We start from the raw sequence: 25073 nt of genomic DNA, 5'->3' as shown, positions 1-25073 counted from the left end.
TTAGCGCTCAAACGCTGCCGCTCTCGGGGCGAGAACGGCGGCGTTTGAGGAAGAGAATATCAACAAAACTATTTAATGAAATTTACAAAAAATAATCCAACAATGAGCCATAGAGTAAATATTAATGCCTGCACTTTATAACGACGATGCAGTTTTAGCATCCAGGCAATTTTTTCATCTGGTAATGATTGAATATATTTATAAGCTTCTTCCTGCACCAGCCTGTCGCGAGTAAACTTCATCTTCACGCCCTTATGAAGACGAATAAACCAGATTATTTTTTGATAATTTGCCAGTGATCCAAAAAAAGAAGCGTAATTTGTTACCAGATCGAGATCATAACCTTTGCGTCTGTAGTCAGAAAGGAGCTGATTATAGTCAGCCTCGTGTTTTTTAAAATAACGAGAACTAAACAGATCCATAATTACAACAACGAGAAACAAACCCACAGTAAGCAATAAAAGTAAATTCTCGAGATTTACCATAATTTATCCATCATATACTCTGTTGCTCCACCTGCTATTTCGCTACCAGCGTATCCACCCGCAGCCGCACCGACAATAGAGCATGCGAGCAAACCTACACCGCCAGTTGCAACTCCCAGCGCAACGCAAACTCCCGCCCCGGCTATGGCACCATATTTGCCACCGTAAATGCCACCAGCAAGACCTGCACCAAAGCTACTGTATTTTTTTACAGCAACTTTTGAGCAACTCTGCTCTCGTCCAACGGTACACGCATTGTAAACTTCATTGGTCGTATTTGCACCTGCAAAGCCTATTGCAAGCCATCCCCCCATTTTAAGATAACGAGCGGCCTTTGAAGCATTATCAATGTATGTTGAATAACCCCGAATAGAACCAACACCGGCAGTGCTCCATTCATGCACAATTGATCTGCTCGATAAACCTAATGCATGTCTGAGTTCATTATAAGGTTTCATTTTAAGAGTTAATCTGGAAAGTTTATTTAATAAAACATCTAACTCAGAGAACAATCGTTGACGCTCAACAAAAAACTGTTGCCCTATTAATGTCCCTTGCGTTCTGTACTGATTTTGATAGGCCAACTCAATGGATTTTAATTTTTTTTCGATTTCACTGAAGTATTTGTCACCCGCATCAGAAACCACACCAAGGGACTTATCCATAAAGTTTGTGACTGCGGCAATTGTGCCATAGTGCTGAGAGAGGAAATTAGCCTCACCTGTATTAAGATCCGCCAGAGAACTATTAACCTTCTGTTTTGCGATTTGCAGTTGTTTAAGTTGCACTGCATTATTGTTTCCTGGATCATTGACAATTAACATTTGACCAGGTTTGGACCATTGAGTATCGCTATTAATTTGCATAAAATGACGCGCTGCATCGCTATTAGGATTATTAAACAGAAGCCTCGCCTGAAAATCCAACGTCCCGGGCTGCTGAACAATACAATACCCAGGTGCAACCATTGATTTTACGCTCATTACTCGATCTCTTTGCAAAGTTTTGACTAATACGTAGGGCCAGGGAAAAACTCCCCTGGCCACGTACGCAATTACGCTTCTTTGTTTTCTTTGATGTTCCAGCCAGCGCTGCTTTCAGCACCTTTACCACCAGCAGTGGTCTGCTCCCAGTACTGCTGTTTCACTTTCGCAGCCTGGAATGCATAGGTCACACCAACGGTGTCGCCGTTGTCTGCACCGGTGTACTGAACAGAAGTTACCAGCACATCTTCGAGCGTGATGCGGGTATATTCAACTTGCTGACCACCCGCTTTGCACACGGACAGTTCAACTTTAGTCAGGTGCTTACCGCTTGCGCAGTGTTTGAGAATTGCTGTAGTGGATTTGTCGATCAGAGCGTTAACGTGCAGATCGTTAAAGTTAACTTTACCGGCACCGCCGCCGCCACCAACACTCATATTACCTGGCTGGGAAGCGCCCCAGGAGAAGGAGGTAATATCAGTCCAGCCGGTGTGGTTAGAATCTTTAGATTCGCCCGTAACACCCTCGACCTTCAGAAACATATCAATAGCCATAATATCTACTCTTCGTGGATGAACAATATTGCTTTCGAAAAAGCACTTATATGGCAAACAGGAAAGCATGGGGCTGAATAAAACCGTCCATATTTTACCTCTGCCTCATATCAAATGACCCGTGTCATTTGACAGTCTTGACATTCCCCCTGAATGAAAGGAAAGAATGTGAAGTCTTTACTACTGCGGATTATCCTGAAGCCAGGTACGGTCAGGATTACCGATAATTAATTGAGGTACAAGTTTATTAAGTTCGTCACTATGATAAAGACGTAGACAGTTTAACGTTACGCCTTTGACATCGGGTTTTATCTCAGAATGAAAGGCATTGGTTGCGCCTTTATATTTATCAATAAGGGCATTAATTTTATCATTGCCATTTTCAATATCGAAAGGCACCCATTCCAGTAATGCACTACTGCTACGGGCTGCATCCAGAGAAAACTGGCTTTTATCATCTGAAACTTGAGCCAGACAGCGAGAAAAAACAACGTCTTTAACAACTTGCTTATAAGGCATTTTTTTGACAAACATCACCGGATCGTCAGTTGCATAAACAGAGGCGGAACTGGTGAGCAACAGTAGACTGGCAATTATTTTTTTCATGGCAACTCCCAAAAATTGGCTTTGGTCGTCGTGTAATTCGTCTCCGGTGCATTGAAATAACAATGATCCGAACAGGTTAAACCATTCCAGAATGTGGCATGACCTGCGGCGTCACTCCAGCCCTGTACCTCAAACAGAATTACGCCCTTTTTGTTGGCTAATTGTTGAACGGGTAAGGAAGGAAAACTCACGACCATGTCAGGTTTACCCCACTGACGCGTCAACCAGGCAATAACATCCTTTACCCGATAGAAGTACCATTTATTATCAGCACCGGATACCGTGAGATTTGCAATACGCGGGACGGGATGCCCGGTATAGTTCAGAACATAACTCATGCGTACGGCACAACTATTTGACCACCCACCCTGATCTTGCGGTATTTCGAAGTTGTGCTTAACCTTGCCGCCGATAATTTGCTTAACTTTGCCGATAGAATCATTTGCATCGTAAATACGTGTTGCCGCCGCCCAGGCAGCAACAAACGAAGGTCTCGCGGTCATATTTCCTCTCACATTTCCATGCTATAAAGCAGGCGCCGGGTAAGGCCTCCCGGCGGCAATCATCATCACGCATCTTTCGTCTTCAGTGACGGAAGTTTAGAAACCAGACGCAGAGAAACGGTCAGACCTTCCAGCTGGTAGTGTGGACGCAGGAAGAATTTCGCGGCGTAGTAGCCCGGGTTATCTTCAATTTCCTGCACCTGCACTTCGGCAGCCGCCAGCGGTTTACGGGACTTGGTCTCCTGTGAGGAGTTAGCCGGGTCGCCGTCCACATAGTTCATCACCCAGTCGTTCAGCCAGCGTTCCATCTCTTCACGTTCACGGAAGGAGCCAATTTTGTCGCGCACGATGCACTTCAGGTAGTGGGCAAAGCGGCAGCAGGCGAACAGGTACGGCAGACGGGATGCCAGACGCGCGTTAGCGGTCGCATCCGGGTCGTGGTACTCGGCCGGTTTCTGCAGAGACTGCGCGCCGATGAAGGCGGCAAAGTCAGAGTTTTTGCGGTGAACCAGCGGCATAAAGCCGTTCTTCGCCAGCTCGGCTTCACGACGATCGCTGATGGCGATCTCGGTCGGGCATTTCATGTCCACGCCGCCGTCGTCGCTCGGGAAGGTATGACACGGCAGGTTTTCAACCGCCCCGCCGGACTCCACGCCGCGGATTGAAGTGCACCAGCCGTACTCTTTAAAGGAGCGGTTGATGTTGGCAGCCATGGCATACGCGGCGTTCGCCCAGGAGTAGCTGTTGTGGTTCGCGCCATCGGTCTGCTCTTCGAAATCGAAGCTGTCGACCGGGTTAGTGCGAATACCGTACGGCAGGCGCGACAGGAAGCGCGGCATCACCAGGCCAAGGTAGCGTGCATCTTCGGATTCACGCAGTGAACGCCACGCGGCATACTCGGTGTTCTGGAAGATTTTGGTCAGGTCGCGCGGGTTCGCGAGTTCCTGCCAGGACTCCATCTGCATCACGCCCGGTGCGGTACCGGTGATAAACGGACAGTGTGCCGCCGAGCCGATACGCGCCATCTCGCCCAGCAGTTCAACGTCCTGCGGACTGTGGTCGAAGTAGTAGTCGCCGACGATGCAGCCAAACGGCTCGCCACCAAACTGACCGTACTCCTGCTCGTAGATTTTCTTGAAGATTGGGCTCTGGTCCCAGCCCACGCCCTTAAAGCGTTTCAGGGTACGACCCAGCTCCTGCTTGGAGATGCTCATAAAGCGGATCTTCAGCATCTCGTCGGTTTCAGTGTTGTTCACCAGGTAGCTCAAACCGCGCCAGGCGCTCTCCAGCTTCTGGAACTCTTCATGGTGAATAATCTGGTTCACCTGCTGAGACAGCTGCTCGTCGATACCGGCAATCAGGTTCTGAATGGTGCGGTAGGTGTCACTGGAGAAGGTAACGGTATTTTCCAGCGCCTGCTGCGCCAGCGTTTTTACCGCACTTTCCACCGCGGAGCGCGCCTGATCGGTTTTCGGGCGGAACTCTTTGTTCAGCAGCGCGCTGAATTCATCCTGGCTGAACGCCTGACCACTCTGCTGCTCGTGTTGTTGAGTCTGGTTGCTCATCGATTATTCCTCGCTACCTTTCGCGCTTTCGTCATTTTTCGGCAACTGGCTCAGAGATTTGAGCAGCGTCGGATCCTGCAGAATTTTAGCGATCAGCTCTTCCGCGCCGTTTTTGCCATCCATATAGGTCAGCAGGTTGGAGAGTTGAGTACGTGCTTCCAGCAGCTTGTTCAACGGTTCAACCTTGCGGGCTACCGCGTCCGGCAGGAAGTCGTCCATGCTGTCGAAGGTGAGATCAACGTTGAGCTTACCTTCGCCGGTCAGCGTGTTATCCACCTGGAACGCCACGCGAGGTTTCAGCGCTTTCATGCGCTCGTCAAAGTTATCAATGTCGATTTCGAGGAATTTACGCTCGTCGACTGCCGGCAGGTTTTCCACCGGTTTACCGACCAGATCGGCCATGACGCCCATCACAAACGGCAGCTGAATTTTACGTTCTGCACCGTAGATCTCTACGTCGTACTCGATCTGCACGCGGGGGGCACGGTTACGTGCGATGAATTTCTGCCCACTGTTACTCATTGCCATGATGTTCTCCATCAAAGATGCGCGGTGAAGGTGAAACGGCAGGCTCCATGCCTGTCGTCATAATGCCAGGACGCGTTATTCGCGGCGTCCAAAGATGTTTTCCAGTTGGTTAACGCCGTCTGGCGCCAGGTCGCGAATAATGTCCATAAAGTTAAGTTCTGACAGCCGCTGCACCCGTTCAATCATCAACGGTGCGGGGTGGCTCGGTTCGTACTGCGCAAAATACTGTTTGGCTTTCTCCAGCATCAGCTGTGCATCGGCGCGGCTGGTGACCTGCACGCTGCGCCAGTCTGTAACCTGCTGAACGGGTTGTGCGACCGCCGGTTGAGGTTCAGCGCTGAGCTCAGCCTGTGCCTCCCGGTTGGGCAGCAGCTTGCTGATGTCGGTCACCTGACAGGCGCTGGCGACCAGCCCGACGGTTTTCAGCAGCTGTTCCATCTCCGGAACGCCGCTTTCACCAAGATGGCCGGTGAGCAACTCGCGAATGGCCAGCAGCCGTTCGTTAATCACTATCACCGCCGACGTGCCCGGCTGATCGCCGCGGGCCAGCTCGTCAATCAGTCTTGGACGGCCACCGGGGTAATCCGGACATTCGGTTTTACTGCCATCCAGCAGTGCCTGAGCGTCGCGAAGTGAAATTTCATCGCCATTTGATCGCAGCAGTGAGGCGTTACGCACGGCGACGGTCAGGTCAGACTTATCACTCAGCCCGGCCAGGGCGTTAATGCGGTAAAACGGGTCGGTTTCGCCATACTCTTCCAGCAGCGGATAGAGCGGCTCCCAGTAACGCGTGATCGCTTCCTGCACCAGTAACAGCCCGTCGGCATAGCCCGCAAGGCCGCGGCGACGTGTCCATGCATGCGTTAACGCCAGCATGACGCGCAGATCTTTGGTGCGGCTCAGCAGGCTGGTGGCGAATTTTTCCACCGTATTCCAGTCAGCAGGTTCTGCCGGAATGATGGTGTCGCCAAACTGCTGCTCTGCTTTGCCCTGGCTGGCCTGATTCATGAGCTGGAAATCAGCGTCATACTCCAGGTTTTCGCCACAGGGCTTGTCGGGGCTTATTGGCGCGAGAAATTCTTCGATATTCATAAGATCCCTGCTTATTCAAACATGGGCGGATAGAGACCGTGACGGCCCGGGCGGGCGCCACCTGCCGGGTCGAACAGCAGCGTAAAGAGCTGCCCGGTGAAGTTGCCACTGTGAACATGGGTGTAGAGCGGGTAGCCGTCGCAGCGGTTGGTCCACCAGTAGCTGGTCTGGCGAAGCGGGTCAAAGCACTCTGCTGCCTGAGGCCAGCCCAGCGTGCTCTGGCCGTCTTCGTCATAACCAATCACATCGAGAATATCTGAGCGCTTTTGCGGCTCGACGGGCTGCGGTGCCGGAATGGACATCAGCATGTCATCGAGCTGTGAGGCCGAAAAACTGTTACGTACCGCATGCAGGCCCAGACGGCCAATCTGCTGATACCAGCTTTCAGCCTGACTGAGCAGACGTGATGACCAGTCCGCGGGGGCAAAGCTGAGCTGAATGCAGACCGGATATTGTCGACCAACGCTGTCACGTCCCGGCAGCAGGCAGCCCATCTGAATCATCTGGCTGCCCAGCATCGGCGGTACGACAAAATTCCAGACCGGCGCTTTGTTAAACGGGCGCTCACCGCTGCGCTGCTCTTCCTGCTGCCAGGCCAGCAGGCCGACCTGGAACCAGTGCGACCACTGGCGTTGCAGGGTGTCAGGAAAGCGACGCTGCAAAAAATCTCCGGCGCTGGGCAGTTTGCCATACCAGCTGTAGCGGTTCATCGCAGGGGTATTCGTCATACGGCTGTCCTTGCGGTTATGGGCATGAGAAACGGGGAAGCTGGAACGGGTTACGAATACTGTTTGGCGCAAATTCCAGCGTAACCTGATGTCCGTCTACGTTGAAGGTCGCCTGGCGACTCAGACTTCCCGCCCCCGGGCTGGTACGCGCTTTATCGAAAAAGCGGTTCAGCGCCCAGGAACCGTTAGTCACCAGCGTAGCCGTGCTGCCGTTAGCCAGACCCAGCTGCATACGCACCTGGTTAGTCCCGCCCGGCCCCGGCCAGTTCATGATCTGCACAGCCTGTGGACCGTGGCTGTAGCGCAGCAGTTGACCGTCAACATCCAGCGTCAGGTTAAGGATTGTGTTATCCATTCTGACGGTGCGCACCGTCACTTTGTAAGATGGCGTGGTGGCACCGTTAGCAAAGAAAGCATCGCGAATGGACTGCGCCTGCTGGAACGGTCTCAGGAGCCCTTCACTTCCGGGCAGCGTTTTTCCATCAATGCCCGGCATAAAGCGCCAGTTCGCCTGCGTGGTATCGACTTTATTGGTCAGGTTGTCACGAAAGAAGGTGTCCATCAGCCCGGTGCCTGGCGCAAACATGCGCGCGAGATCGTCCGGCGTGGCCTCCGTACTGGCGCTGCGCACCAGCGGGTAACGGCCAGCGATTGCCTGACGGCAGAAACCGCCGACTTCGACGTTGATCCGCTTACGCACGTTTTCGAGGTCGCGACGCTGGGTATCACTGCTGGCCCCCACCGCCATATTGCTGAACATGGTTTGCAGACCGCCCGGCAGACGACCGGCACTGGCCTGCAGACGGCTAATCGCCTCGCCTCCCGGAGCAGGCATGCCGCTGTTGGCCGCGTCCTGAACGGCAGTCAGGTAGCGGTAAAGTTCATCGACCTGCTTGAGAAAATCATCAAAGACGATGGTCTTCCCGCCCTTCTCCAGCGGCTGCGCCAGCTCAATCATTGGAGCATAGTGATCGGTTACCAGCTGTTCAGGTGCCTGAGTGACCACCGCGGCCTGCGTCGGGGCATTGTCATTATTACTGAATAACGCTTCGAGCGTGCGGGTGGCACGGTTGCTTTGCGCTTGCGCTTTACCGGCATCATCCGGGGCTGGCGCATTGCGTGAAAGCGTCAGGACCTGGCTCAGGTTCAGCACCAGACGGCGCAGCGGCGAGTTTGCCCCGGAGAGCAGACGCGCGGTATTGATACGCTGGGAGAGATCGGCGCTGTTATTAAGCTGAATGTCGGCGAGGAAGCGATCCCAGTTGGCGATAAAGTCGCGCATGTAGAGCTGACGCACGGCGTTATCGATCTGCTGTTTATCTTCCTGGGCTGAGGTCGCCCCCAGCACCCACGCATCGTCTTCATGCAGAGCAGTGGTGACGCTGTCAATCTGGCCATTGAAGCTTTTCCAGTAACCGTCCGGAGTATAAAGACCCGGTACGCCTTCACTCACCGGCTTGCCGCTTTTGCGTGAAAACACCAGCTCGCTCTGCGGACCGCCCAGGTCGGAGAGCGATACCGGTTTCAGGTTTTCATCATGCTCCAGCAGACGCTTCAGACGACCATACACCCGGGTGGAAAGCGGCTGCTGGTTGATTAGCGCCCTTTCACGCGCGACCAGGGATTCATCCTGCGCGTACGGCGAGGCCTGAATTTTCGGCTCAAGCAGCTGTGTCAGGTGCCACTCAAGCTGCTGAAGCTGCGCCTGAGTCACGTTCTGCGGCAGGTTACGCTGCAGATTAAGCATTACCCAGGAGTGCAGGAATTTGCCGTCGTAGTGCTTCGGCTGATAGAGCATCTGGTAGGCCTTCAGCGCTTCATAGCTGTATTCCACATCGCTGCCGTTATCGTTGCGCAGCCAGGTGGTGATGTGCATCGCCACGGCAGGGAGCAGCATCTGGTCCAGCGCTTTCTGGTACAGAGACTGCGATGCATCGCTGACGTCATCGCCACGATAGAGCCCCACACGGCGTGAGACAGGCGGATCGTTAACATCAAACGCGTCACTTTTCGGCAGATCGACCAGGCCATTCAGCAAGGGCAGAAGGTCAAACAGATCGCGCTGAGGCTGATTCTGCAGCGCCTTGCTCTGCTGATCCAGCAGCGGCACCTTTGCGTCCACCTCTTCCAGATAAGCCTTGTTTCTGGCATAGCTGGTCAGCCACAGTCCACCGAGGATCACCAGTAGGGCCAGCAGCGCCGCATAGCCGGACCAAATGACGGCGCGGTTACGCAGTTCCCACCAGCGGTTTTCCCCGGCGATGCCGGCTTCCTGGAAAATGACGTTTTGCAGCAGGTTCTTGATGAAGAAGCTCTGCCCTTTCGCCCCCGGGATCGGAGCCTCTTTGCTGACGGAATCCCAGCGATTTCCCTCTTCACCTTCCGGCAAGGAGAGCGCACGGTTAAGTTCGCCCATCACCCGGTCAAACGGCATGCCTTCCTGGGTACCACTGGCGAAATAGATCCCGCGCGGGGAGAATTCGGTTTCAAAGTTAGAGCGGGCAAAGACCGTGCTCAGGTAGTCAGCCAGCAGCGGACGCAGTGCGGCAAACTCCTGCGGGAAGAGATACGCTTCCGCGCGCGCTTTTGCGTCATGCTCCTGCAGCAGAGTTTCCGGCAGTCCGGCATCCAGGCGCTGCTGTAAGAGGGAAAATTCCTGCTGGAAGTTACCCATCAGGTCGTAATCAGCGTGTTTGGTTTGCTCCCACGGCAGCGTGAAGCCCCAGATCTGGTCGCGCTGCGCTTTGTCGTAATCGGCAAACCAGGCACGGAAGCCTTTAAGCAGGTCAGCTTTGGTCACCATGACATACACCGGGAAGCGAATACCCAGTTGCTCATGCAGCTCAGAGAGACGCTGGCGCAGGTTGACCGCCTGCTGGCGTGACTCTTCAGGCGAGAGCGTCAGCAGGTCAGAAATGCTGATGGTAATAATCACACCGTTGATCGGCTGGCGACGGCGATACTTACGCAGTAACCCCATAAACTCAAGCCATTCACCGGCGTCCTGAACCTGTTCGCTCTCCTGGGTGGTATAGCGACCCGCGGTGTCCAGCAGTACGGCTTCGTTGGTGAACCACCAGTCGCAGTTACGCGTGCCGCCGATCCCGCGCAGCGCGGTCTTACCGAAACGGTCGGCCAGCGGGAATTGCAGTCCGGAATTGACCAGCGCCGTGGTTTTACCGCTGCCCGGCGCGCCGATGATGACGTACCACGGCAGTTGATACAAATATTGCGTGCTAAAGCGCTGCGTCCACTGGGCACCCTGTCCCGCTTTGCTGAAGTGCGCTTTTTTCAGCATCTGTGCGGCTTCGTCAAAACGGCTGGCGAGGATCTGCTCCTCGCTGTTCAGTCGCTTCTGCGGATCCGCTGCTTCCGGGCTGGTGGTGTTCTCATTGAGTTTGTCCATCAGCTTGCGGTTCAGCCAGGCATTGTACAGCCGCGGCAGAATGTGGCCCTGCGCCCAGAGCAGATAAACCACCGCAATACTGATGATGCGGTTCTGTTCAGATTCGAGCGGTCGGGTGTCCACGATGGACAACAATGGGCCAATCATCCAGATAACCGCCGCAAGCGCAGTGACGCCCAGGAAGCTCCACAGAATGCGATTGGTCAAAATGGAAAGAAGAGTAGTCAGCATCCTTAGTTTCCTTGCGGCAATCCGTTCAGCTCAGCCTGGGTATTTTCAGGCGACACCAGCAGAGTAATTTCCACCCGGCGGTTACGGGCACGGTTTTCCGGCGTATTGTTAGGTGCCACTGGATTAATCTCGCCGCGGCCTTCCGCTTTCACACGTTCAGGTTGAGAGAGGCTTCCCTGCAGCATTTTCTGAACTGACCGGGCACGTTCCAGCGACAGTTCATAGTTAGAGGCAAAGCGCGCGCTGCGAATTGGCACGTTGTCGCTGTAGCCCACCACCAGAATTTTACCGCTGACGTTATTCATGGCCTGTGCAATACGGTTTATTACAGGCTCATAACGGTCACGTACCACGGTTGAGGCGGAAGCAAACAGGCCGTCCCCTTTCAGGATCACCACGCTACGGTCCGCTTCATCTTTTACCGCAACCAGACCGGCTTCTATTTCCGGCTTCAGGAAACCACGCAGGTTCAGCACCGCAGGCAGCTGGCGGGCAGGTTGCTGGATAGTCGTTTCGGGAAGCTGTGACTGATAAATTTTTGCTAATACCGGGTTGGTGTTATCGCCAAGCCGCCAGTTAAGCACGATATAGAACAGGCAGGCGATAAACCCGGCCAGCGCCACGCAGGCCCACAGAGGTACCATGGGTCGCCATAGCTTGCGCAGTACCGGACGATCTTCCGGATGCGGAGAGAGCTGTGGCGGGTAACTGCCACGCACGCCGCGAATCATCTGCCACAGCCGTTGCTTGATGGTTTCAAGCTGGGTGCGGCCATTATCCAGCACCCGATAGCGCCCCTCGAAGCCGAGCAGCAGGCAGTAGTTGATCATCTCCAGCAGCAGAATATGTTCGCGCGGGTTTTGCGACAGACGCGCCAGCAGCTGGAAGAACTTTTCGCCGCCCCAGGTTTCATTATGAAACGTCACCAGCAGACCATTGCTGGACCAGACGCCGCTGCTGCCCCAGGGGGTAAGCGCGGCGGCCTCATCAAGTGCCGTACAGAGGCAGTAACGTGCCCCGACGATCACCTCATAGGCCAGACCGGCCTGCTGACAGCGCACTTCGAACCGGCGGATCTCATCGATCAGGCGCTGGCGCAACGCCACCTGATCGTCATGTGATACCGAATGACGGATTTGCGGAATCGCATTGAGCAGCGGATTGGCGGCCGCCACCAGCTGATTGTTGCTACTGGCTCCGGTAAACGCGGCATCACTGCCGGTATCCTGTCGTTCCTGCATATTAAGCGCTCGCTTTATTATTCAGTCGGGCTACGGATGGCCCAAAACTCCATATCAAGTCCCGGGAACTCGCCTGCGAGATGCAGGGCGAAAGCGCCGGACTTATCCATCTCGTGCCACAGCTCGCTCCCCTTCTCCAGCTCGAAGTAACTGTAGCCTGCATGCCAGGGGATCTGCGGCGGTGCGACCGGCATGGCGCGCAGCATAATGCCAGGCAGTTGCAGCTGAACCAGATCGCGAATTTTCGAGACCGGCGCCACTTTCATCTGGGCAGGGAAATGGGTTTGCAGGTGTTCGCCCGGCACGTTGGCTTTGACCGCCAGCACGAAACCGAACTCACGCACCATGCTGGTTTCCGGCACGGTCGCGATGTTCAGACCGTGGGAACGCTCGTTAAGCGGCAGCTGAATGGCATGGTCTTCCATCACCAGAGACAGCCCCTGACGCAGCAGCATCATCAGTTTGCTGAAGCAACCCGCGAGGTCGTCGTGATCGTAAATCGGCAGCACGCTTTCAGCGGTACGCTGAGACGCCCAGGTAGCGAGCTCGGTCGCAAACGGCAGCCAGCTGCGCCAGAGTGTTTCCGGATGCAGCAGCGGAAGCGTTTTTAAATGTGAAACCTCGCCCAGATGGCGGTTCACCAGTGAGAGCAGCGTGAATTCAATCAGTTCCGAGGTATTAAAGCGGCCAGGCTGGCGCAGACGACCGCCAATTTGCTGGCTGCGCTGCACCAGTAAGCCGTGCAGATCGTTAATCATGCTGTAGATCTGCGGGCTGTTATTGGCGTTCAGCATCGGCGGAATGTAGCTGCTATCGAGACGCACGTGGTTATCGTTGCGTTTCTCGGTCACAAACGCCACACCGATAGCGGTCCACTCTGCCGTTACATCTTTTTCCAGCATCAGGGTCAGACGCAGACGGCCAAACTGCACGGTGGCATCGCCTACCGACATGGCGTTGTCGTCTTCCACCTCTTGCTCAAAGGCGATGAAGCGCGCCAGCGAGGCCGGCTCTTCACTGAAGATCACCTCTTCTCTCTCTCCACGGCGAACCGGCAGTGCGAGCACCACCTTTTCATTGGTGAGATTGTCAGGGATTTTCAGCGGCACCGGACCATTGCGGCCGTTGCGCACCTGGAAAAAGGTTCCGTCAGGCAGCAGTCCACTGCAGTAGCTCAGGGCAATGCATCCCTGGCGCAGCATCGCTTCGTCCAGCTCAACGTCGAGAAAGCCCCAAAGGTATGAACGCTGCAGCGCACCCCATTCACGAACGTGGTTGAGCAGATAGCTTTCAGTCCGCTGAAAATGGTGTGGGCGCAGGAACATGCCTTCGGTCCAGACGACCTTTTCTGCTTTCGTCATGATGATGTAATTCCTGTTATGAAGCGCGTTACTGGCTGATGACCCGGATGCCATTCACGTCGAGAAAAACGTTGGCCTGGAGTTCATCCGCTGACCATTTCCAGAACTGGTAGATATGGTTTTCGCCTGGCACAGGCAGAGGGAGTGAAACGCGCCATTTTTTGCCATCCAGCATCTGATATTCCGCCATCACACCAATGTAGCGGGCGTCGGGAGAGCTCTGTCCACTCAGGGTTTTCGAGAGCTGACCCGGCATCAGGAAGAAAACATCGCTGTTCAGCAGATTCGCGCCAAGCGTGGCTGACGCGTTGTTCTGTAGGGAATAGAAGTCGCTGGACATGAAATCCGCATCGGATTTCAGCAACAGCACTCTGACTTTTAGCGGCGCAGATTCATTGATTTGTGGATGAGCCTGAAACTGCAGATTGTAGCGGGAAGGGTCGCTGTGTGAAGACGACGTACAACCACTGACAAGGGCGAAAATCGCCGCGTAAAAGACGGACCACAACCAATGAAAATTTTTATTATTCATAAAAATACGCTCAGGGACGCGGTTTAGTTCAGGATCCAGGTACCGTTAGCGCTGTCTTTGCAGGCTTTGCTGTTACCGTCCACATCAACACAGGTTGCCTTCTTACGCACTTTCGCACGCTGGGCCTGCTTACGGACGGTCGCTTCGTACTGATCGGCTTTGATCACTGCGCGCATCGGGACGTAGCCAATCAGCTGATCATTTCCCTCATCGGCAAGCGCCATCCAGTAGTGCTCAACCTGACCCAGGACCACATACGTTTTACCGGTTTCCAGGGTACGGATAACCTTTCCGCCGAAGTCAGGACGGCTCATCAGCGAGGCCGGATACATGGCACGATACGGCTCATTGAGCTGAGTAAACTCTGCTGGAGGTAAAACAGCATGACGGTGGGTTAACGTGACGCCATTGACCTGGCTGGTCACGATCGTGTCGTCGTTGATCACAGGTTTCTGCGGCGCTTTACAGCCCGCCACCGCCATTACAAACAGAAGTGAAAACAGTACGCGCATTTTCATATGCTTTTCCGTAGCGATATTTCGATGATGGAGATAAAGGGGATGAAGTTTGACTTAGGTGCTATTGTTAAAATAGTCAGTATATTTTCGGGGCGTTACTATTTAAGGGCATAGCTACCGCACGAGCCCTTCAGAATAAGGCCCAGCGTCTTCCTGACATATTTTGACAAACGGTAAGCAAGTTTACATGAGCTTGCCACCAATTCAATATTTACCGCTTCATAACTGATGGTTAATGAAGCACTTGAGACATTATAGGATTAATCTGAGAAAAAAATACGATTTAGCTAAAATCGTCTATTCCCCTCAAGACAAAATCACATATCCATCTGATTTAAAATGAAATTCCACAAAAGAGAATCACTTTCATTAACGCAATAACCCTATTACTGCTACTACCATAATTAGTAGAATCTGGCTTTATGGGGGGCGAAGAAAATATATCCAATATGAATTATTTGTTGCATTATCGAGGTAACTTTCAATTTCAGCCAGACCTGTCTCAATATATGAAATTGTTTCAGGGAACCTGAGAAAAGTTAATTTTACACCTCAAAATAAGTTTGTCTTTTAATCTCCTTTTCGGATTTAATCTGGTAATTTTCCGATATTAACAATTAAGCACAGCTACATATTCCTGGTTAAAGCGACGATTAATTTGCACCGATTCCTCCTGTCTGCAGGGGTCTTCGTCGCCCTGCCCTTCAGCCACCTTCATCTGAAATTTAACGCTGACTTCATCATCGCTTCGCTTTCGCCATAGCGCAGAGTGAACAGGTGATAGATAAGATTTATTATAAAAATGATAAAATTTCGTTATAATTTCTTTAAATGTTTACGCCGATTAGCTTGTAAGCCACTGTAAAATATAGCCATTCAATTCAATGCATTTAACTTTGCTCTGGCCTCTGGTAACAGACGCCATCATTGTTTTCGCTTATTGGCAAACCCGGTGGTTTATAGGCGCAGGTGATGTCATGACCGCACAAGTCAGGAGTTGGTATGAATAAGAAAAGACGCTCAGTTCCCGGTATCAGGCACTATGACGGCCCAGCCGGTGGCTGGGGGGCGTTAAAGGCGACGGCCATTGCGGTACGTACCCAAATGGATACGCTGGATGCCCCCGCAACTCTGCTGCGCACAAACCAGCCTGACGGTTTTGACTGCCCTGGCTGTGCGTGGCCCGATAAAGAACACAAATCCACGTTCCAGTTCTGTGAGAACGGGGCGAAAGCCGTCACCTGGGAAGCCACCAATAAACGCGTCACCACGGATTTTCTCGCCAAAAACAGCGTGTCCTCGCTGCTGGCTAAATCTGATTTTGAGCTGGAAGGTTACGGTCGTCTCACCCATCCCCTGCGCTATGACCGGGCAAGTGATACCTTCCAGCCAGTGGAATGGGACGACGCTTTCCAGCGTATCGGTGAGGTGCTGCGCGGGCTTGAGCCTGACCAGGTCGAATTTTATACCTCCGGCAGAGCCTCGAACGAAGCAGCGTATCTGTTCCAGCTGTTCGCCCGCGAGTACGGTACCAATAACTTCCCCGACTGCTCGAATATGTGCCATGAAGCCACCAGCGTCGGTTTACCCCGTTCCATTGGTATCGGGAAAGGGACCGTCTCACTTGATGACTTCGATAAAACGGAGCTGGTTATCTCCATTGGTCATAACCCTGGGACCAACCATCCGCGGATGATGGGCACGCTGCATGAGCTGGCTCGCCGCAACGTACCGATTATCGTCTTTAATCCCCTGCGCGAGCGCGCGCTGGAACGTTTCGCGGATCCGCAAAGCGTTATTGAGATGGCAACCTACAGCTCTACCGATATCGCCTCCACCTATTTCCAGGTGAAAGCCGGGGGCGATGCCGCTGCGTTAAAAGGGATCGCAAAACACCTGCTGGAGATGGAGAACGAACGCGGAAACGTGCTCGATCGCGCCTTTATTGCTGAACACACCCTGGGCGTTGAGGCGTTTACTGCGGATATTGCGCAAACCGACTGGGAGGCCATTGAGCGTGAATCCGGGTTGAGCCGGGCAGCGCTCAAATCCGTGGCCGAGGCCTACGCAAAATCGAATGCCACCATCATCACCTACGGGATGGGCATCACCCAGCATAATAAAGGCACCGCGAATGTCCGCCTGATCGCTGATCTGCTGCTGCTGCGCGGTAACATTGGCAAACCCGGCGCGGGGATATGCCCACTGCGCGGCCACTCGAACGTTCAGGGTAACCGCACCGTGGGTATAAGCGAGAAACCGACACCGGCATTTCTCAACCGCCTGAAGGAGGTATTCGGTTTTGAGCCCCCTGCCCACCACGGCCATGATGCGGTGCAGGCAACGCAGGCCATGATCGACGGACGTGCAAAAGCGCTGATCTGTCTGGGGGGAAATTTTGCGGTGGCGATGCCCGATCACGAGAACGGTTTTCCGGCAATGAATACGCTGGATTTGAGCGTGCACATCGGTACCAAGCTCAACCGCACCCATTTGCTGGTGGGGAAAGAGACCTTTATTTTGCCGTGCCTCGGTCGTACCGAGCTGGATGTCCAGGCCACCGGACGCCAGTCCATTACCGTGGAGGACTCTATGTCGATGGTGCATGCCTCTTCCGGTAAGCTGAAACCCGCCTCTCCGCGCCTGCGCGCTGAGCCGGCCATTGTCGCCGGAATGGCGCAAGCCACCCTGCGGGAGACCCGCGTGGACTGGATGACGCTGGTTGAGGATTATGACCGTATCCGCAACCTGATTGAGCAGACCATTCCAGGCTTCGAGAATTACAATGAACGGATCCGCATTCCTGGTGGTTTTCGCATGCCGCTGCCGCCCACAGAACGTATCTGGCCAACGGCGACGGGCAAAGCGATGTTTTCGGTTTTCGACGGCGTCAATGAGAACGCCAGTGGTGAAGGCGATAATGTGCTGCGCCTGATCACGCTGCGCAGCCACGACCAGTACAACACCACCATTTACGCCCTTGATGACCGCTACCGCGGCGTCTTTGGCCGTCGCGATGTGCTGTTTATGAATGAAGACGATATGGCGCAGTCAGGCCTGGAGCATGGCGATCGCGTGGATATCGAAACCGCCCTGCCGGGGAGCGTTCAGCGTCTGGAAGACATTACCGTTGTGGCCTACAGCATTGCGCCGGGTTCCGTCGGAGCTTACTACCCGGAGGCCAACGTACTGGTTCCGCTTGATTATCTGGATAAGGACAGCGGTACGCCGTCTTATAAATCGGTTCCGGTCCGCCTCATCCTGCGTTCGAAAGAGATCCGCGTGCTGTAAGGCTTTCCGCGCAGAGAAATACGATGGATATAAAACAGCTAAAGTACTTAATCGCACTCGATCAGACCCGGCATTTTGGTAAAGCAGCCTCGCAGTGCAACATCACCCAGCCGACCCTCTCCATGCGTATTCGCAGCCTAGAAGAGGAGCTGGGGCTGGTGCTGATTACTCGCGGGCAACGTTTTGAAGGCTTTACGCCCGAAGGCGAACGCATTCTGGCATGGGCGCGCGCGGTGCTGGCCGCTCACGACGGCCTGCAGGCCGAAGCCTCGCTGTGCAAAGGGCAAGTGGTGGGTGAATTGCGTCTGGGAATGGTGCCGCTGGCCAGCGTGGATCCGATGATCTTTATCCGCCAGCTGACGCAAAAATACCCGGAGCTGACCTACAGCCTCTACTCAATGTCCTCGCAACAAATTGCCGACGGCGTCAGCCGGAATCAGCTTGAACTGGGGATTTGCTACCTGAACAGCATCGACACCCGTCCGTTTGATATTATCCAGCTGCCAAAAACCGAAATGGGTTTGCTGCACGATATCCGCCACTTCCAGCTGGATCAGGAGACGCTGACCTGGCAGGAACTGATGGCATTTCCGCTGGGGTTTCTGACCAAGGGGATGCATTATCGCGAGCATATGGAGGTGAGCTTTAAATCTGCCGGCATTAATCCCGAGTCTGTCTTCGAAAGCGATTCCACTTTCCAGATCATTCAGGCGGTACAAAGCGGCGTCTGCTGTGCCGTGATGCCGCTGAACAACGGGCTTGAGAACCTGAACAACCACTTCCGGATAACCCCCATAACCGACTCGAACATCGAAGCCCCGATCGGCCTGATCATGCGTCGACAGGCCCCCGTCTCCTCACTGGCACTGCGCTGTTTCACCGACGCGCAGGCGCTTTATCTTGCAGAGAACAACGGCATTGAGTGAGGTCATGTGATAACGCGTCAGTCGAGCAACACCGAATAAGACTGACGCGTCACCACACTGAACCCGCCAATCAGCACCGCCTTGCAAACGTCGCGGTATTGCGGGGCATTCACCAGCGTGTTCAGCGCATCACGGAGAGCGTTAAGCGTTTCAGGGGATGTGTTGTGCGCGGTAATCAGCGGTAACCCGGGTGTCAGGGGAGTACTGTCGATCGCCGCCAGCCCGTCGAGCAACGCCGGTTCATGACGCTGCAGTAACGCGTACGTCACGCAGTCGATAGCGGCGATATCGCCCATACCCTCTTTTAGATCAATCAGCGACTGGCGATGGCTGCCGCTAAAGGTCGTCCGGGCAAAATAATGGCCATCGGGTGCAAGTGGCGCCACTTTTTTTCGCAGGGCGTGATAACCGGACTGCGAATCCGCAGAATTGCATACCGCCCATCGGCCGCGAAAATCAGCCAGTGTCCGGGTGCGCTTCTGGGCGCGCGTCACCAGAAGGCTACGGTAATAAAACGCTTCGCAGCCCGGCACCTGGTAGTGAAAACAGCCCACGACCTGTACGTCCGGCAATTGCGTCATCAGCGGGTAGCCGCAGGTCTGGCTGAGGACAAGCCCGGGCTGCTGCCAGTGGGCCAGCAGAGAATCATCGGGTACGCCCTCGCTCACCGGCACGCCGCGTTCAGCAAGCAGGTGCTGTACCGCTCGCCAGAGGGCATCGGTGTCGGCGCGATTGATGGCATACATCGGAAACGCCAGCGGGTTACTCATGACTTCCCTCGTGTTGACGCCCTGGGTGAGCGGTGACGTTGACCGCCCGCCTCCAGAACTGTCGCATCCATTCACTATAACCCCTGACCACAAAACCATGGTTACGCCGCTGGTACGCCGCCCGGTTTTGCAGATAGACGCTTTTTAGCCCATACCACGGAACACCCGGTAAATCGTGATGGACTGAATGGTAGTTAAGATTTAAAAACAGCACCCGCCAGAACAGCCCTGCTTCGTTGATGACAGAACGCGCCAGCGGATCATCCGCCGCGCGATGTTCATAGAAGGAGCGCACTTTGGTCAGCGCCAGCGCCGGATAACTTACCGCCAGCACAAACCAGACGGGCGAGAAACCGTTGTGCATCATCCAGGCAAACAGCGCTGCCAGCAGCGACGCGTGGACAAGCCACATTGCCATTGCGCGCAGGTGAAGATGGCGAAACGCCGTCACGGCGCTGGCCAGCGTCTGCAGGATATCCAGCAGCGGTGCCAGCAACAGCCGGCCGCAGAAGGTATTCCGTGCATGGATCACGCGCTTGTGCCAGGGCGAAAAGCGTGCCCAGCTCTCCTCGGTAAAATAGTACGACTCCGGGTCATCCACCGGGATCGTCAGGCTATCGTGGCGATGATGGGCAAGATGAGAGTCCCGGTACAGACCATACGGATACCACACCGCCAGCGGGAGCGTGCCAAACAGCGCGTTAAGCCAGGCAAACCGAGTGGGATGGCCGTGGATCAGTTCATGCTGGAGTGACATATACCAGGTGGTAAATCCGATGAGCAGCAGCGTAGCGGGCAGCAATCCCAGCGTTTTCCAGTACGCCAGCGTCGCAAACCAGCCACTGTAAAGGGTGATGATGACGATCCACGTGGGCAGTTCGCTTCGCCACAAAAACCCCGAGGCGAGGTGGTGAATTTGATCGCGTTGTTGCGGATGTAAATAGAGGGAGCTTCGTTTACCCATGCCTTCAGACGCCGTTTCGCCAGAGAGAATGCCCTGACGATCGGGGAAAACGCCTGAAATAACAAAGAACTTATATCGCTTTGCTTTGCCAGAAACGCGGGCAGCGCGAGATCTCCCTCTCGTTCGTAGCTTGACTTATTTTGCAATAAAGGTACTTTTCAGGACATGAAGAAGATCCTGATTATCGTCCCTGACGGCGGCATGCTGTTTGAAGCCGCCGGTATCGCAGACATTCTGATGCAGGCGAACCGGCTGCATCCGGAAGGCCTTGCCCATCCCTGTTACCGCATTATCATCGCCACTACCCAGCCTCACCAGGTGATCCACGGCCAGTCCGGCCTCAATCTGCTGGCGGATTATCGCCTGCCGGAGCTGGATCCGCGTGAACCGCTTGATACGATTATTATCACCGGCCGCGGAATGAATGAGCAGGAGAGCACGGCGGTGGTGGACTGGCTGCACCTGGCTGCGCCACACGCGCGGCGGATAGCCTCCATCTGCGGCGGCGCGATGCTGCTGGCCCAGACCGGCCTGCTTGATGGACGCCGGGCAACCACCCACTGGCGGCTGCTGGAGACCCTGCACACCCAGTACCCGGCCATCCATGTGGAAGGTGGCCCGCTGTATATTCAGGACGGTCCCATCTGGACCTCCGGTGGGGTTAGCTCCGGGTTTGATTTGACCCTGGCGCTGGTGGAAGACGATTACGGTTTTACTCTCGCTCGCGAGGTGGCGCAGGATATGGTGATGTATCTGCGCCGCCCCGGCGGGCAGCTCCAGTTCAGTCGCTATAATCTTCAGCAGCCAGGCACCTCCGGCCCGATAAGCGACCTGCAAACCTGGATCCTGGAGAACCTGACCGCTGACCTGTGCGTGGAAAATCTGGCGCAAAAAGCGGCGATGAGCCCACGCAATTTCACCCGCGTGTTCACCCGTGAAACAGGCGCCTCTCCGGCGCGTTATGTCACCGAAGCACGCCTTGCCGCCGCCCGGCAACTGCTTGAACAGACCAGCGACCCTCTCGAACGCATTGCTGAGCAGAGCGGGTTTGGCAGCAGCATCAATTTGCGTCGCGTCTTTGAGAAACAACTCCACCTCACGCCTGGCGAGTATCGTCAGCGCTTCCACTGTCGCAAAATGGCATAATGTGATCCTTTTTTGTCGTTTACGCCATCCGGCCTGACGCCTACAGTGACGCCAGACAACAGAGATAAGGAGTGCACTATGGTTAAGGTCGGCATTAACGGTTTCGGCCGTATCGGACGTAATTTCCTGCGCGCGGCGCTGGGTAACCCGGATGTGCAGATTGTGGCAATTAACGATCTGACGGACAGCAAAACCCTCGCCCATCTGCTCAAACATGATTCCCTTCTCGGCACGCTGCCGGCTCCCGTTGAAGCCGCGGACGGGGCACTGCAGGTCGATGGCCAGCGGATCGTCGTCTTTAGCGAACGCGATCCGGCGAATATCGCGTGGCGTGACGCCGGCGTTGACGTGGTTATTGAAGCCACTGGCTTCTTTACGGAGCGGGAAAAAGCAGCCGTGCATATCACGCACGGTGGGGCTAAGCGCGTCATCATCTCCGCCCCCGGCAAAAACGATGACCTGACGGTGGTCATGGGTGTCAACCATGAACAGTACGATCCGGCTCAGCATTACGTAGTGAGTAACGGCAGTTGTACGACCAATGGCCTGGCCCCCGCCGCTCAGGTTTTGCATCAGCAGTTCGGGATTGAGCATGGCCTGATGAACACCACGCACGCTTATACCAACAGTCAGGCACTGCACGATCAGCCAGAGAAGGATCTGCGCGGTGCACGTGCGGCAGCCCTGTCGATTGTGCCTTACTCCAGCGGTGCGGCGAAAGCGCTGGGGAAAGTGATCCCCTCACTTGACGGTAAACTGACCGGGTATTCCCTGCGCGTGCCGGTTCCGGTGGTGTCGATTGTGGATTTGACGGTAACCCTGAGCCGTGACGTTACCGCCGAGGAGGTGAATGACGCCTTCCGGAAAGCCGCTGCCAGTGGCCCCCTGAAAGGCATTCTGGGTTACAGCGATGAACCGCTGGTTTCCAGTGATTATCAGGGCGACCCGCGCTCGTCAATTATCGACGGGCTCTCCACCCTCGTGATTGGCGGCAAAATGGTGAAGATCCTGGCGTGGTATGACAACGAATGGGGATTCTCAAACCGTCTGGTGGATCTGGCGGTGCTGATGGATAAGAAAGGGTTGTAACCTTCCCCCCGTTCCCACTCTGAGTGGGTATCGCTGCCCGGTAGCCTTTCGCTGACCGGGCACGCGTTCGTCACTCTGCTTTGACTTTCACGCCCATAAACACAATTACCATGGCTGTCACCAGCAGGAAACCGCTGCCCGCGAAGACGCCGCTGGCACCGTTGAGGTCGAATACAGCACCACCCACTGCCGCACCGGCGCTTATCGCCAGCTGGATAGAGGCCACCAGCAGACCACCCGCACTTTCGGCTTCATCCGGCACGGTGGTGGCAAGCCACGTTGACCAGCCCACCGGTACCAGACCAAACGCAAAGCCCCACAGCGCGACCAGTAACCCGTCCAGCATCGCCAGATGACCAAACGCCACCATGGTGAGAGCAAGCACGCCCATCGCGAACGGTACCAGTGCCAGCGTCAGGCGCAGGTTACGCGCCAGCAGATGCCCGGCGACGGAGGTGCCGATGAAGTTGGCAATCCCAAAGCCCAGCAGGATCAGCGAGATGCTCTCCACGCTCGCCTGCCCCACCGTTTCAAGGAATGGACGCAGGTAGGTAAAGAAGGCAAAGTGGCCGCTGAAGATAAGAATGGTCGCCAGCATACCGCCAATCATCCCCGGACGACGCAGCACGCGGAACAGCGTACTCAGGCTACCGCTGCTTTCCGGCTTCATGGACGGCAGTACCCAGAGCTGCCACAGCAGCGCCAGCATGCTCGGCAGAATGCAGAGAATAAAGACGTTACGCCAGCCAATCAGGCTACCCAGATAGCTTCCCAGCGGCGCCGCCACCACCGTCGCAATCGAGACGCTGGAGAAGATCACCGCCAGCGCTTTCGGCACTTTATCGGCGGGCACCAGGCGCATCGCCGTGGCGGTCGACATCGCCCAGAATCCCCCGATCGCCACACCCAGCAACAGCCGGCCCATCAGCAGGACGTGCAGCGTGGGCGCAAAAGCCACCAGCAGGCTGGAGATGATCTGCAGCACCGAGAAGAACATCAATACCCAGCGACGGTCGATATTTTTGGTGGCCGGCGTGATGAGCAACCCGGTGACCAGCGCCACCAGCGCAGTGGCCGTCACCGCCTGTCCGGCCATCCCCTCGGACACCCCCAGGCTCGCGGCCATCGGCGTCAGCAAACTGGCGGGCAGGAATTCTGCTGTGATCAGGCCGAATACGCCAAGCCCCAGTGAGTAGACGGCTCGCCAGGCGGGTTTTGCAGGCGTGACCGCCTCTCTCGCCACGATACATGAATTCATCTGTTGTTCTCCCGTTATAAAAATGTGACAACTGTCGCAAAAGCATAGTGGGTTCACCCTGGACGATCTATGACATATAATCTCCACTTATTGATTATTCGTCCGGAGTTGCGTCATGACCGCTCAGTCACCCGATTTGATCAGCGAACTTTTGCACGGCATGCGCCTGTCGGGCGTGAAATACCGTCGGATTGAGGCCAGCGCGCCGTTTGGCGTGGCGTTTCACCAGGCGCCCGGCAAAGCCCAGTTCCATTTTGTCAGCCACGGTAGCGCCCTGTTGCGTGTGGAGAGTGGCGCCACCTTCACGCTGAATGGCGGCGACGCCCTTTTTATCCCAAACGGCAACGCCCATGCCCTGCTCTCTGACGAGCACGCCAGCATTACCCCGGTCAGTGCATTCCCCAGCGAGCCTATCTGCGGTTCGGTCTGTGCGATCACCTGTGAGCCGTGTCCGGAAAGCGAGAACACCATCATCTTCAGTGGATGCATGGATTTTGAACTGGGCGGGATGCAGCCGCTGATCAAGGCGATGCCGGAAGTGATGATGGTGAGCCGGCTGATGTCCACATGGCCGGAAATTCATCCGCTGCTGGCAGCGATGGAGCGGGAATCAATGACCCGCCAGGCCGGATTCGCCGGGATCCTCGCGCGACTTGCCGACGTGGTGGCCGCGTTGATCGTGCGTGGCTGGGTTGAAGGAGGCTGCGGCAAAGCTACCGGCTGGGTGCAGGTATTGCGCGACCCGCGTTTGAGCCGGGCCATTTACGCCATGCATCAGCAGCCAGGCCTGAACTGGAGCGTGGCGGATCTGGCGAAAGAAGCGGGCACTTCCCGCTCCGTGTTTGCTGAACGTTTTCTGGCGGCCACGGGAACCACACCGGCAAAATATCTCAGCGAACTGAGGATGCGGCTGGCCATTCAGTACATCCGCCACGAAAATCAGCCCATTGAAACCGTCGCGTTGCGTCTGGGGTACGGTTCACTGGCCGCGTTCAGTCGGGCATTTAAGCGCATTATTGGGCATGCACCGGGCACGTTGCGCGAGACCAGCCAGACCCCGGAAGAGGTCTGAGCCAGGCGTTAGCGATACGTATTTTTTGCCAGTCGCCTTTCGCGATTTAATTATGGGGCGTGCTAAGGGAGCACCTTGCGCTATTACGGAATAAAAGAGCATTCCGCGTATATTATTATCGCGCCATGATTTGCGCCCGTTGATTAAATTAAAAGCAATATAATTATTTATCATAAAAAAGAATTACCTTTCATCGAGATAGCAAATTCTCCCAATCCCTTCCG

At 55.2% G+C, this 25073-nt stretch carries 22 protein-coding genes; 5 read left to right on the top strand and 17 right to left on the bottom strand.

Annotation, left to right across the window (positions count from 1 at the left end; genetic code table 11):
* Nucleotides 1-68 precede the first annotated feature (68 nt).
* The 14 genes from AM410_RS17240 to AM410_RS17175 form a co-directional block, all read right to left on the bottom strand.
* A complete protein-coding gene (locus AM410_RS17240) occupies nt 69-485 on the bottom strand; it encodes a hypothetical protein (protein WP_032680802.1) in 417 nt (138 codons plus the stop codon).
* Nucleotides 479-1468, bottom strand: coding sequence for a hypothetical protein (locus AM410_RS17235; protein ID WP_108648169.1), 990 nt, complete (start codon nt 1466-1468; stop codon nt 479-481). The genes AM410_RS17240 and AM410_RS17235 overlap by 7 nt, the downstream gene beginning before the upstream one ends.
* A gap of 71 nt (nt 1469-1539) precedes the next feature.
* Complete coding sequence (locus AM410_RS17230) at nt 1540-2022, bottom strand: Hcp family type VI secretion system effector (protein WP_014884229.1); 483 nt, start codon at nt 2020-2022, stop codon at nt 1540-1542.
* A 180-nt stretch (nt 2023-2202) separates the two neighbouring features.
* The gene (locus tag AM410_RS17225) at nt 2203-2628 is read right to left on the bottom strand and encodes a T6SS amidase immunity protein Tai4 family protein (protein ID WP_044868590.1); all 426 of its coding nucleotides are present in this window, start codon (nt 2626-2628) and stop codon (nt 2203-2205) included.
* Nucleotides 2625-3131 (bottom strand): type VI secretion system amidase effector protein Tae4, encoded by a 507-nt coding sequence (locus AM410_RS17220; protein WP_063858476.1) that lies wholly within the window; start codon nt 3129-3131, stop codon nt 2625-2627. The genes AM410_RS17225 and AM410_RS17220 overlap by 4 nt, the downstream gene beginning before the upstream one ends.
* Before the next feature lie 65 nt (nt 3132-3196).
* Nucleotides 3197-4696: a type VI secretion system contractile sheath large subunit gene (tssC, locus tag AM410_RS17215; RefSeq protein ID WP_014170549.1), complete on the bottom strand. Its 1500-nt coding sequence runs from the start codon at nt 4694-4696 to the stop codon at nt 3197-3199.
* Nucleotides 4697-4699: 3 nt separating this feature from the next.
* Nucleotides 4700-5224, bottom strand: coding sequence for a type VI secretion system contractile sheath small subunit (tssB, locus tag AM410_RS17210; protein WP_008502644.1), 525 nt, complete (start codon nt 5222-5224; stop codon nt 4700-4702).
* A gap of 75 nt (nt 5225-5299) precedes the next feature.
* Nucleotides 5300-6316, bottom strand: a complete 1017-nt coding sequence (gene tssA, locus AM410_RS17205; protein ID WP_020883458.1) for a type VI secretion system protein TssA — start codon at nt 6314-6316, stop codon at nt 5300-5302.
* Between the two features lie 11 nt (nt 6317-6327).
* Nucleotides 6328-7044 (bottom strand): type VI secretion system-associated protein TagF, encoded by a 717-nt coding sequence (tagF, locus tag AM410_RS17200; protein WP_020883457.1) that lies wholly within the window; start codon nt 7042-7044, stop codon nt 6328-6330.
* Nucleotides 7045-7060: 16 nt separating this feature from the next.
* Nucleotides 7061-10681 (bottom strand): type VI secretion system membrane subunit TssM, encoded by a 3621-nt coding sequence (gene tssM / locus AM410_RS17195; protein WP_108648168.1) that lies wholly within the window; start codon nt 10679-10681, stop codon nt 7061-7063.
* Nucleotides 10682-10683: 2 nt separating this feature from the next.
* Nucleotides 10684-11922 (bottom strand): DotU family type VI secretion system protein, encoded by a 1239-nt coding sequence (locus AM410_RS17190; protein WP_020883455.1) that lies wholly within the window; start codon nt 11920-11922, stop codon nt 10684-10686.
* 17 nt (nt 11923-11939) lie between these two features.
* Nucleotides 11940-13283: a type VI secretion system baseplate subunit TssK gene (tssK, locus tag AM410_RS17185; protein ID WP_020883454.1), complete on the bottom strand. Its 1344-nt coding sequence runs from the start codon at nt 13281-13283 to the stop codon at nt 11940-11942.
* 28 nt (nt 13284-13311) lie between these two features.
* Nucleotides 13312-13815: a type VI secretion system lipoprotein TssJ gene (tssJ, locus tag AM410_RS17180; RefSeq protein WP_014170556.1), complete on the bottom strand. Its 504-nt coding sequence runs from the start codon at nt 13813-13815 to the stop codon at nt 13312-13314.
* A 23-nt stretch (nt 13816-13838) separates the two neighbouring features.
* Nucleotides 13839-14333 (bottom strand): hypothetical protein, encoded by a 495-nt coding sequence (locus tag AM410_RS17175; RefSeq protein WP_014170557.1) that lies wholly within the window; start codon nt 14331-14333, stop codon nt 13839-13841.
* Between the two features lie 1002 nt (nt 14334-15335).
* On the opposite strand from AM410_RS17175, the gene AM410_RS17170 reads away from it, so the two are divergent.
* Both AM410_RS17170 and AM410_RS17165 read left to right on the top strand, forming a co-directional pair.
* Complete coding sequence (locus tag AM410_RS17170) at nt 15336-17624, top strand: FdhF/YdeP family oxidoreductase (RefSeq protein WP_079230865.1); 2289 nt, start codon at nt 15336-15338, stop codon at nt 17622-17624.
* A 23-nt stretch (nt 17625-17647) separates the two neighbouring features.
* On the top strand, nt 17648-18550 hold the full coding sequence (locus tag AM410_RS17165; RefSeq protein ID WP_044857110.1) for a LysR family transcriptional regulator: 903 nt from the start codon (nt 17648-17650) through the stop codon (nt 18548-18550).
* Nucleotides 18551-18567: 17 nt separating this feature from the next.
* On the opposite strand, the gene AM410_RS17160 is transcribed toward AM410_RS17165, so the two are convergent.
* Both AM410_RS17160 and AM410_RS17155 read right to left on the bottom strand, forming a co-directional pair.
* Complete coding sequence (locus AM410_RS17160; protein WP_108648167.1) at nt 18568-19320, bottom strand: phosphate/phosphite/phosphonate ABC transporter substrate-binding protein; 753 nt, start codon at nt 19318-19320, stop codon at nt 18568-18570.
* Entirely contained in the window at nt 19313-20284 is a 972-nt protein-coding gene (locus tag AM410_RS17155; protein ID WP_108648166.1) for a fatty acid desaturase, read from the bottom strand. The genes AM410_RS17160 and AM410_RS17155 overlap by 8 nt, the downstream gene beginning before the upstream one ends.
* 165 nt (nt 20285-20449) lie before the next feature.
* Here AM410_RS17155 and AM410_RS17150 point away from each other — a divergent pair, with 165 nt between their 5' ends.
* Together AM410_RS17150 and gap are read left to right on the top strand one after the other, a co-directional pair.
* Nucleotides 20450-21430: a GlxA family transcriptional regulator gene (locus AM410_RS17150; RefSeq protein WP_047356840.1), complete on the top strand. Its 981-nt coding sequence runs from the start codon at nt 20450-20452 to the stop codon at nt 21428-21430.
* Nucleotides 21431-21508: 78 nt separating this feature from the next.
* On the top strand, nt 21509-22519 hold the full coding sequence (gap, locus tag AM410_RS17145; protein WP_040017756.1) for a type I glyceraldehyde-3-phosphate dehydrogenase: 1011 nt from the start codon (nt 21509-21511) through the stop codon (nt 22517-22519).
* 70 nt (nt 22520-22589) lie between these two features.
* Here gap and AM410_RS17140 read toward each other — a convergent pair whose 3' ends face one another.
* Complete coding sequence (locus AM410_RS17140; RefSeq protein ID WP_108648165.1) at nt 22590-23777, bottom strand: MFS transporter; 1188 nt, start codon at nt 23775-23777, stop codon at nt 22590-22592.
* Between the two features lie 115 nt (nt 23778-23892).
* On the opposite strand from AM410_RS17140, the gene AM410_RS17135 reads away from it, so the two are divergent.
* A complete protein-coding gene (locus tag AM410_RS17135; RefSeq protein WP_108648164.1) occupies nt 23893-24849 on the top strand; it encodes an AraC family transcriptional regulator in 957 nt (318 codons plus the stop codon).
* The last annotated feature ends 224 nt before the right edge of the window (nt 24850-25073 follow it).

The sequence above is a fragment of the Enterobacter cloacae complex sp. FDA-CDC-AR_0164 genome, from assembly GCF_003071645.1.
In the GTDB taxonomy this organism is placed as follows: Bacteria; Pseudomonadota; Gammaproteobacteria; order Enterobacterales; family Enterobacteriaceae; genus Enterobacter; species Enterobacter ludwigii.
This window is presented reverse-complemented; position numbering and strand designations above follow the sequence as displayed.

Bases quoted from the DNA above. Each gene is read 5' to 3' on its own strand.
- AM410_RS17160 (WP_108648167.1), bottom strand. From the start codon at position 19,320: ATGAGTAACCCGCTGGCGTTTCCGATGTATGCCATCAATCGCGCCGAC.
- tssK (WP_020883454.1), bottom strand. From the start codon at position 13,283: ATGACGAAAGCAGAAAAGGTCGTCTGGACCGAAGGCATGTTCCTGCGC.
- AM410_RS17140 (WP_108648165.1), bottom strand. From the start codon at position 23,777: ATGAATTCATGTATCGTGGCGAGAGAGGCGGTCACGCCTGCAAAACCC.
- AM410_RS17190 (WP_020883455.1), bottom strand. From the start codon at position 11,922: ATGCAGGAACGACAGGATACCGGCAGTGATGCCGCGTTTACCGGAGCC.
- tssM (WP_108648168.1), bottom strand. From the start codon at position 10,681: ATGCTGACTACTCTTCTTTCCATTTTGACCAATCGCATTCTGTGGAGC.
- AM410_RS17230 (WP_014884229.1), bottom strand. From the start codon at position 2,022: ATGGCTATTGATATGTTTCTGAAGGTCGAGGGTGTTACGGGCGAATCT.
- tagF (WP_020883457.1), bottom strand. From the start codon at position 7,044: ATGACGAATACCCCTGCGATGAACCGCTACAGCTGGTATGGCAAACTG.
- AM410_RS17175 (WP_014170557.1), bottom strand. From the start codon at position 14,333: ATGAAAATGCGCGTACTGTTTTCACTTCTGTTTGTAATGGCGGTGGCG.
- AM410_RS17150 (WP_047356840.1), top strand. From the start codon at position 20,450: ATGAAGAAGATCCTGATTATCGTCCCTGACGGCGGCATGCTGTTTGAA.
- tssJ (WP_014170556.1), bottom strand. From the start codon at position 13,815: ATGAATAATAAAAATTTTCATTGGTTGTGGTCCGTCTTTTACGCGGCG.
- AM410_RS17165 (WP_044857110.1), top strand. From the start codon at position 17,648: ATGGATATAAAACAGCTAAAGTACTTAATCGCACTCGATCAGACCCGG.
- AM410_RS17135 (WP_108648164.1), top strand. From the start codon at position 23,893: ATGACCGCTCAGTCACCCGATTTGATCAGCGAACTTTTGCACGGCATG.
- AM410_RS17225 (WP_044868590.1), bottom strand. From the start codon at position 2,628: ATGAAAAAAATAATTGCCAGTCTACTGTTGCTCACCAGTTCCGCCTCT.
- AM410_RS17170 (WP_079230865.1), top strand. From the start codon at position 15,336: ATGAATAAGAAAAGACGCTCAGTTCCCGGTATCAGGCACTATGACGGC.
- AM410_RS17220 (WP_063858476.1), bottom strand. From the start codon at position 3,131: ATGACCGCGAGACCTTCGTTTGTTGCTGCCTGGGCGGCGGCAACACGT.
- tssA (WP_020883458.1), bottom strand. From the start codon at position 6,316: ATGAATATCGAAGAATTTCTCGCGCCAATAAGCCCCGACAAGCCCTGT.
- tssC (WP_014170549.1), bottom strand. From the start codon at position 4,696: ATGAGCAACCAGACTCAACAACACGAGCAGCAGAGTGGTCAGGCGTTC.
- gap (WP_040017756.1), top strand. From the start codon at position 21,509: ATGGTTAAGGTCGGCATTAACGGTTTCGGCCGTATCGGACGTAATTTC.
- AM410_RS17235 (WP_108648169.1), bottom strand. From the start codon at position 1,468: ATGAGCGTAAAATCAATGGTTGCACCTGGGTATTGTATTGTTCAGCAG.
- AM410_RS17155 (WP_108648166.1), bottom strand. From the start codon at position 20,284: ATGGGTAAACGAAGCTCCCTCTATTTACATCCGCAACAACGCGATCAA.
- tssB (WP_008502644.1), bottom strand. From the start codon at position 5,224: ATGGCAATGAGTAACAGTGGGCAGAAATTCATCGCACGTAACCGTGCC.
- AM410_RS17240 (WP_032680802.1), bottom strand. From the start codon at position 485: ATGGTAAATCTCGAGAATTTACTTTTATTGCTTACTGTGGGTTTGTTT.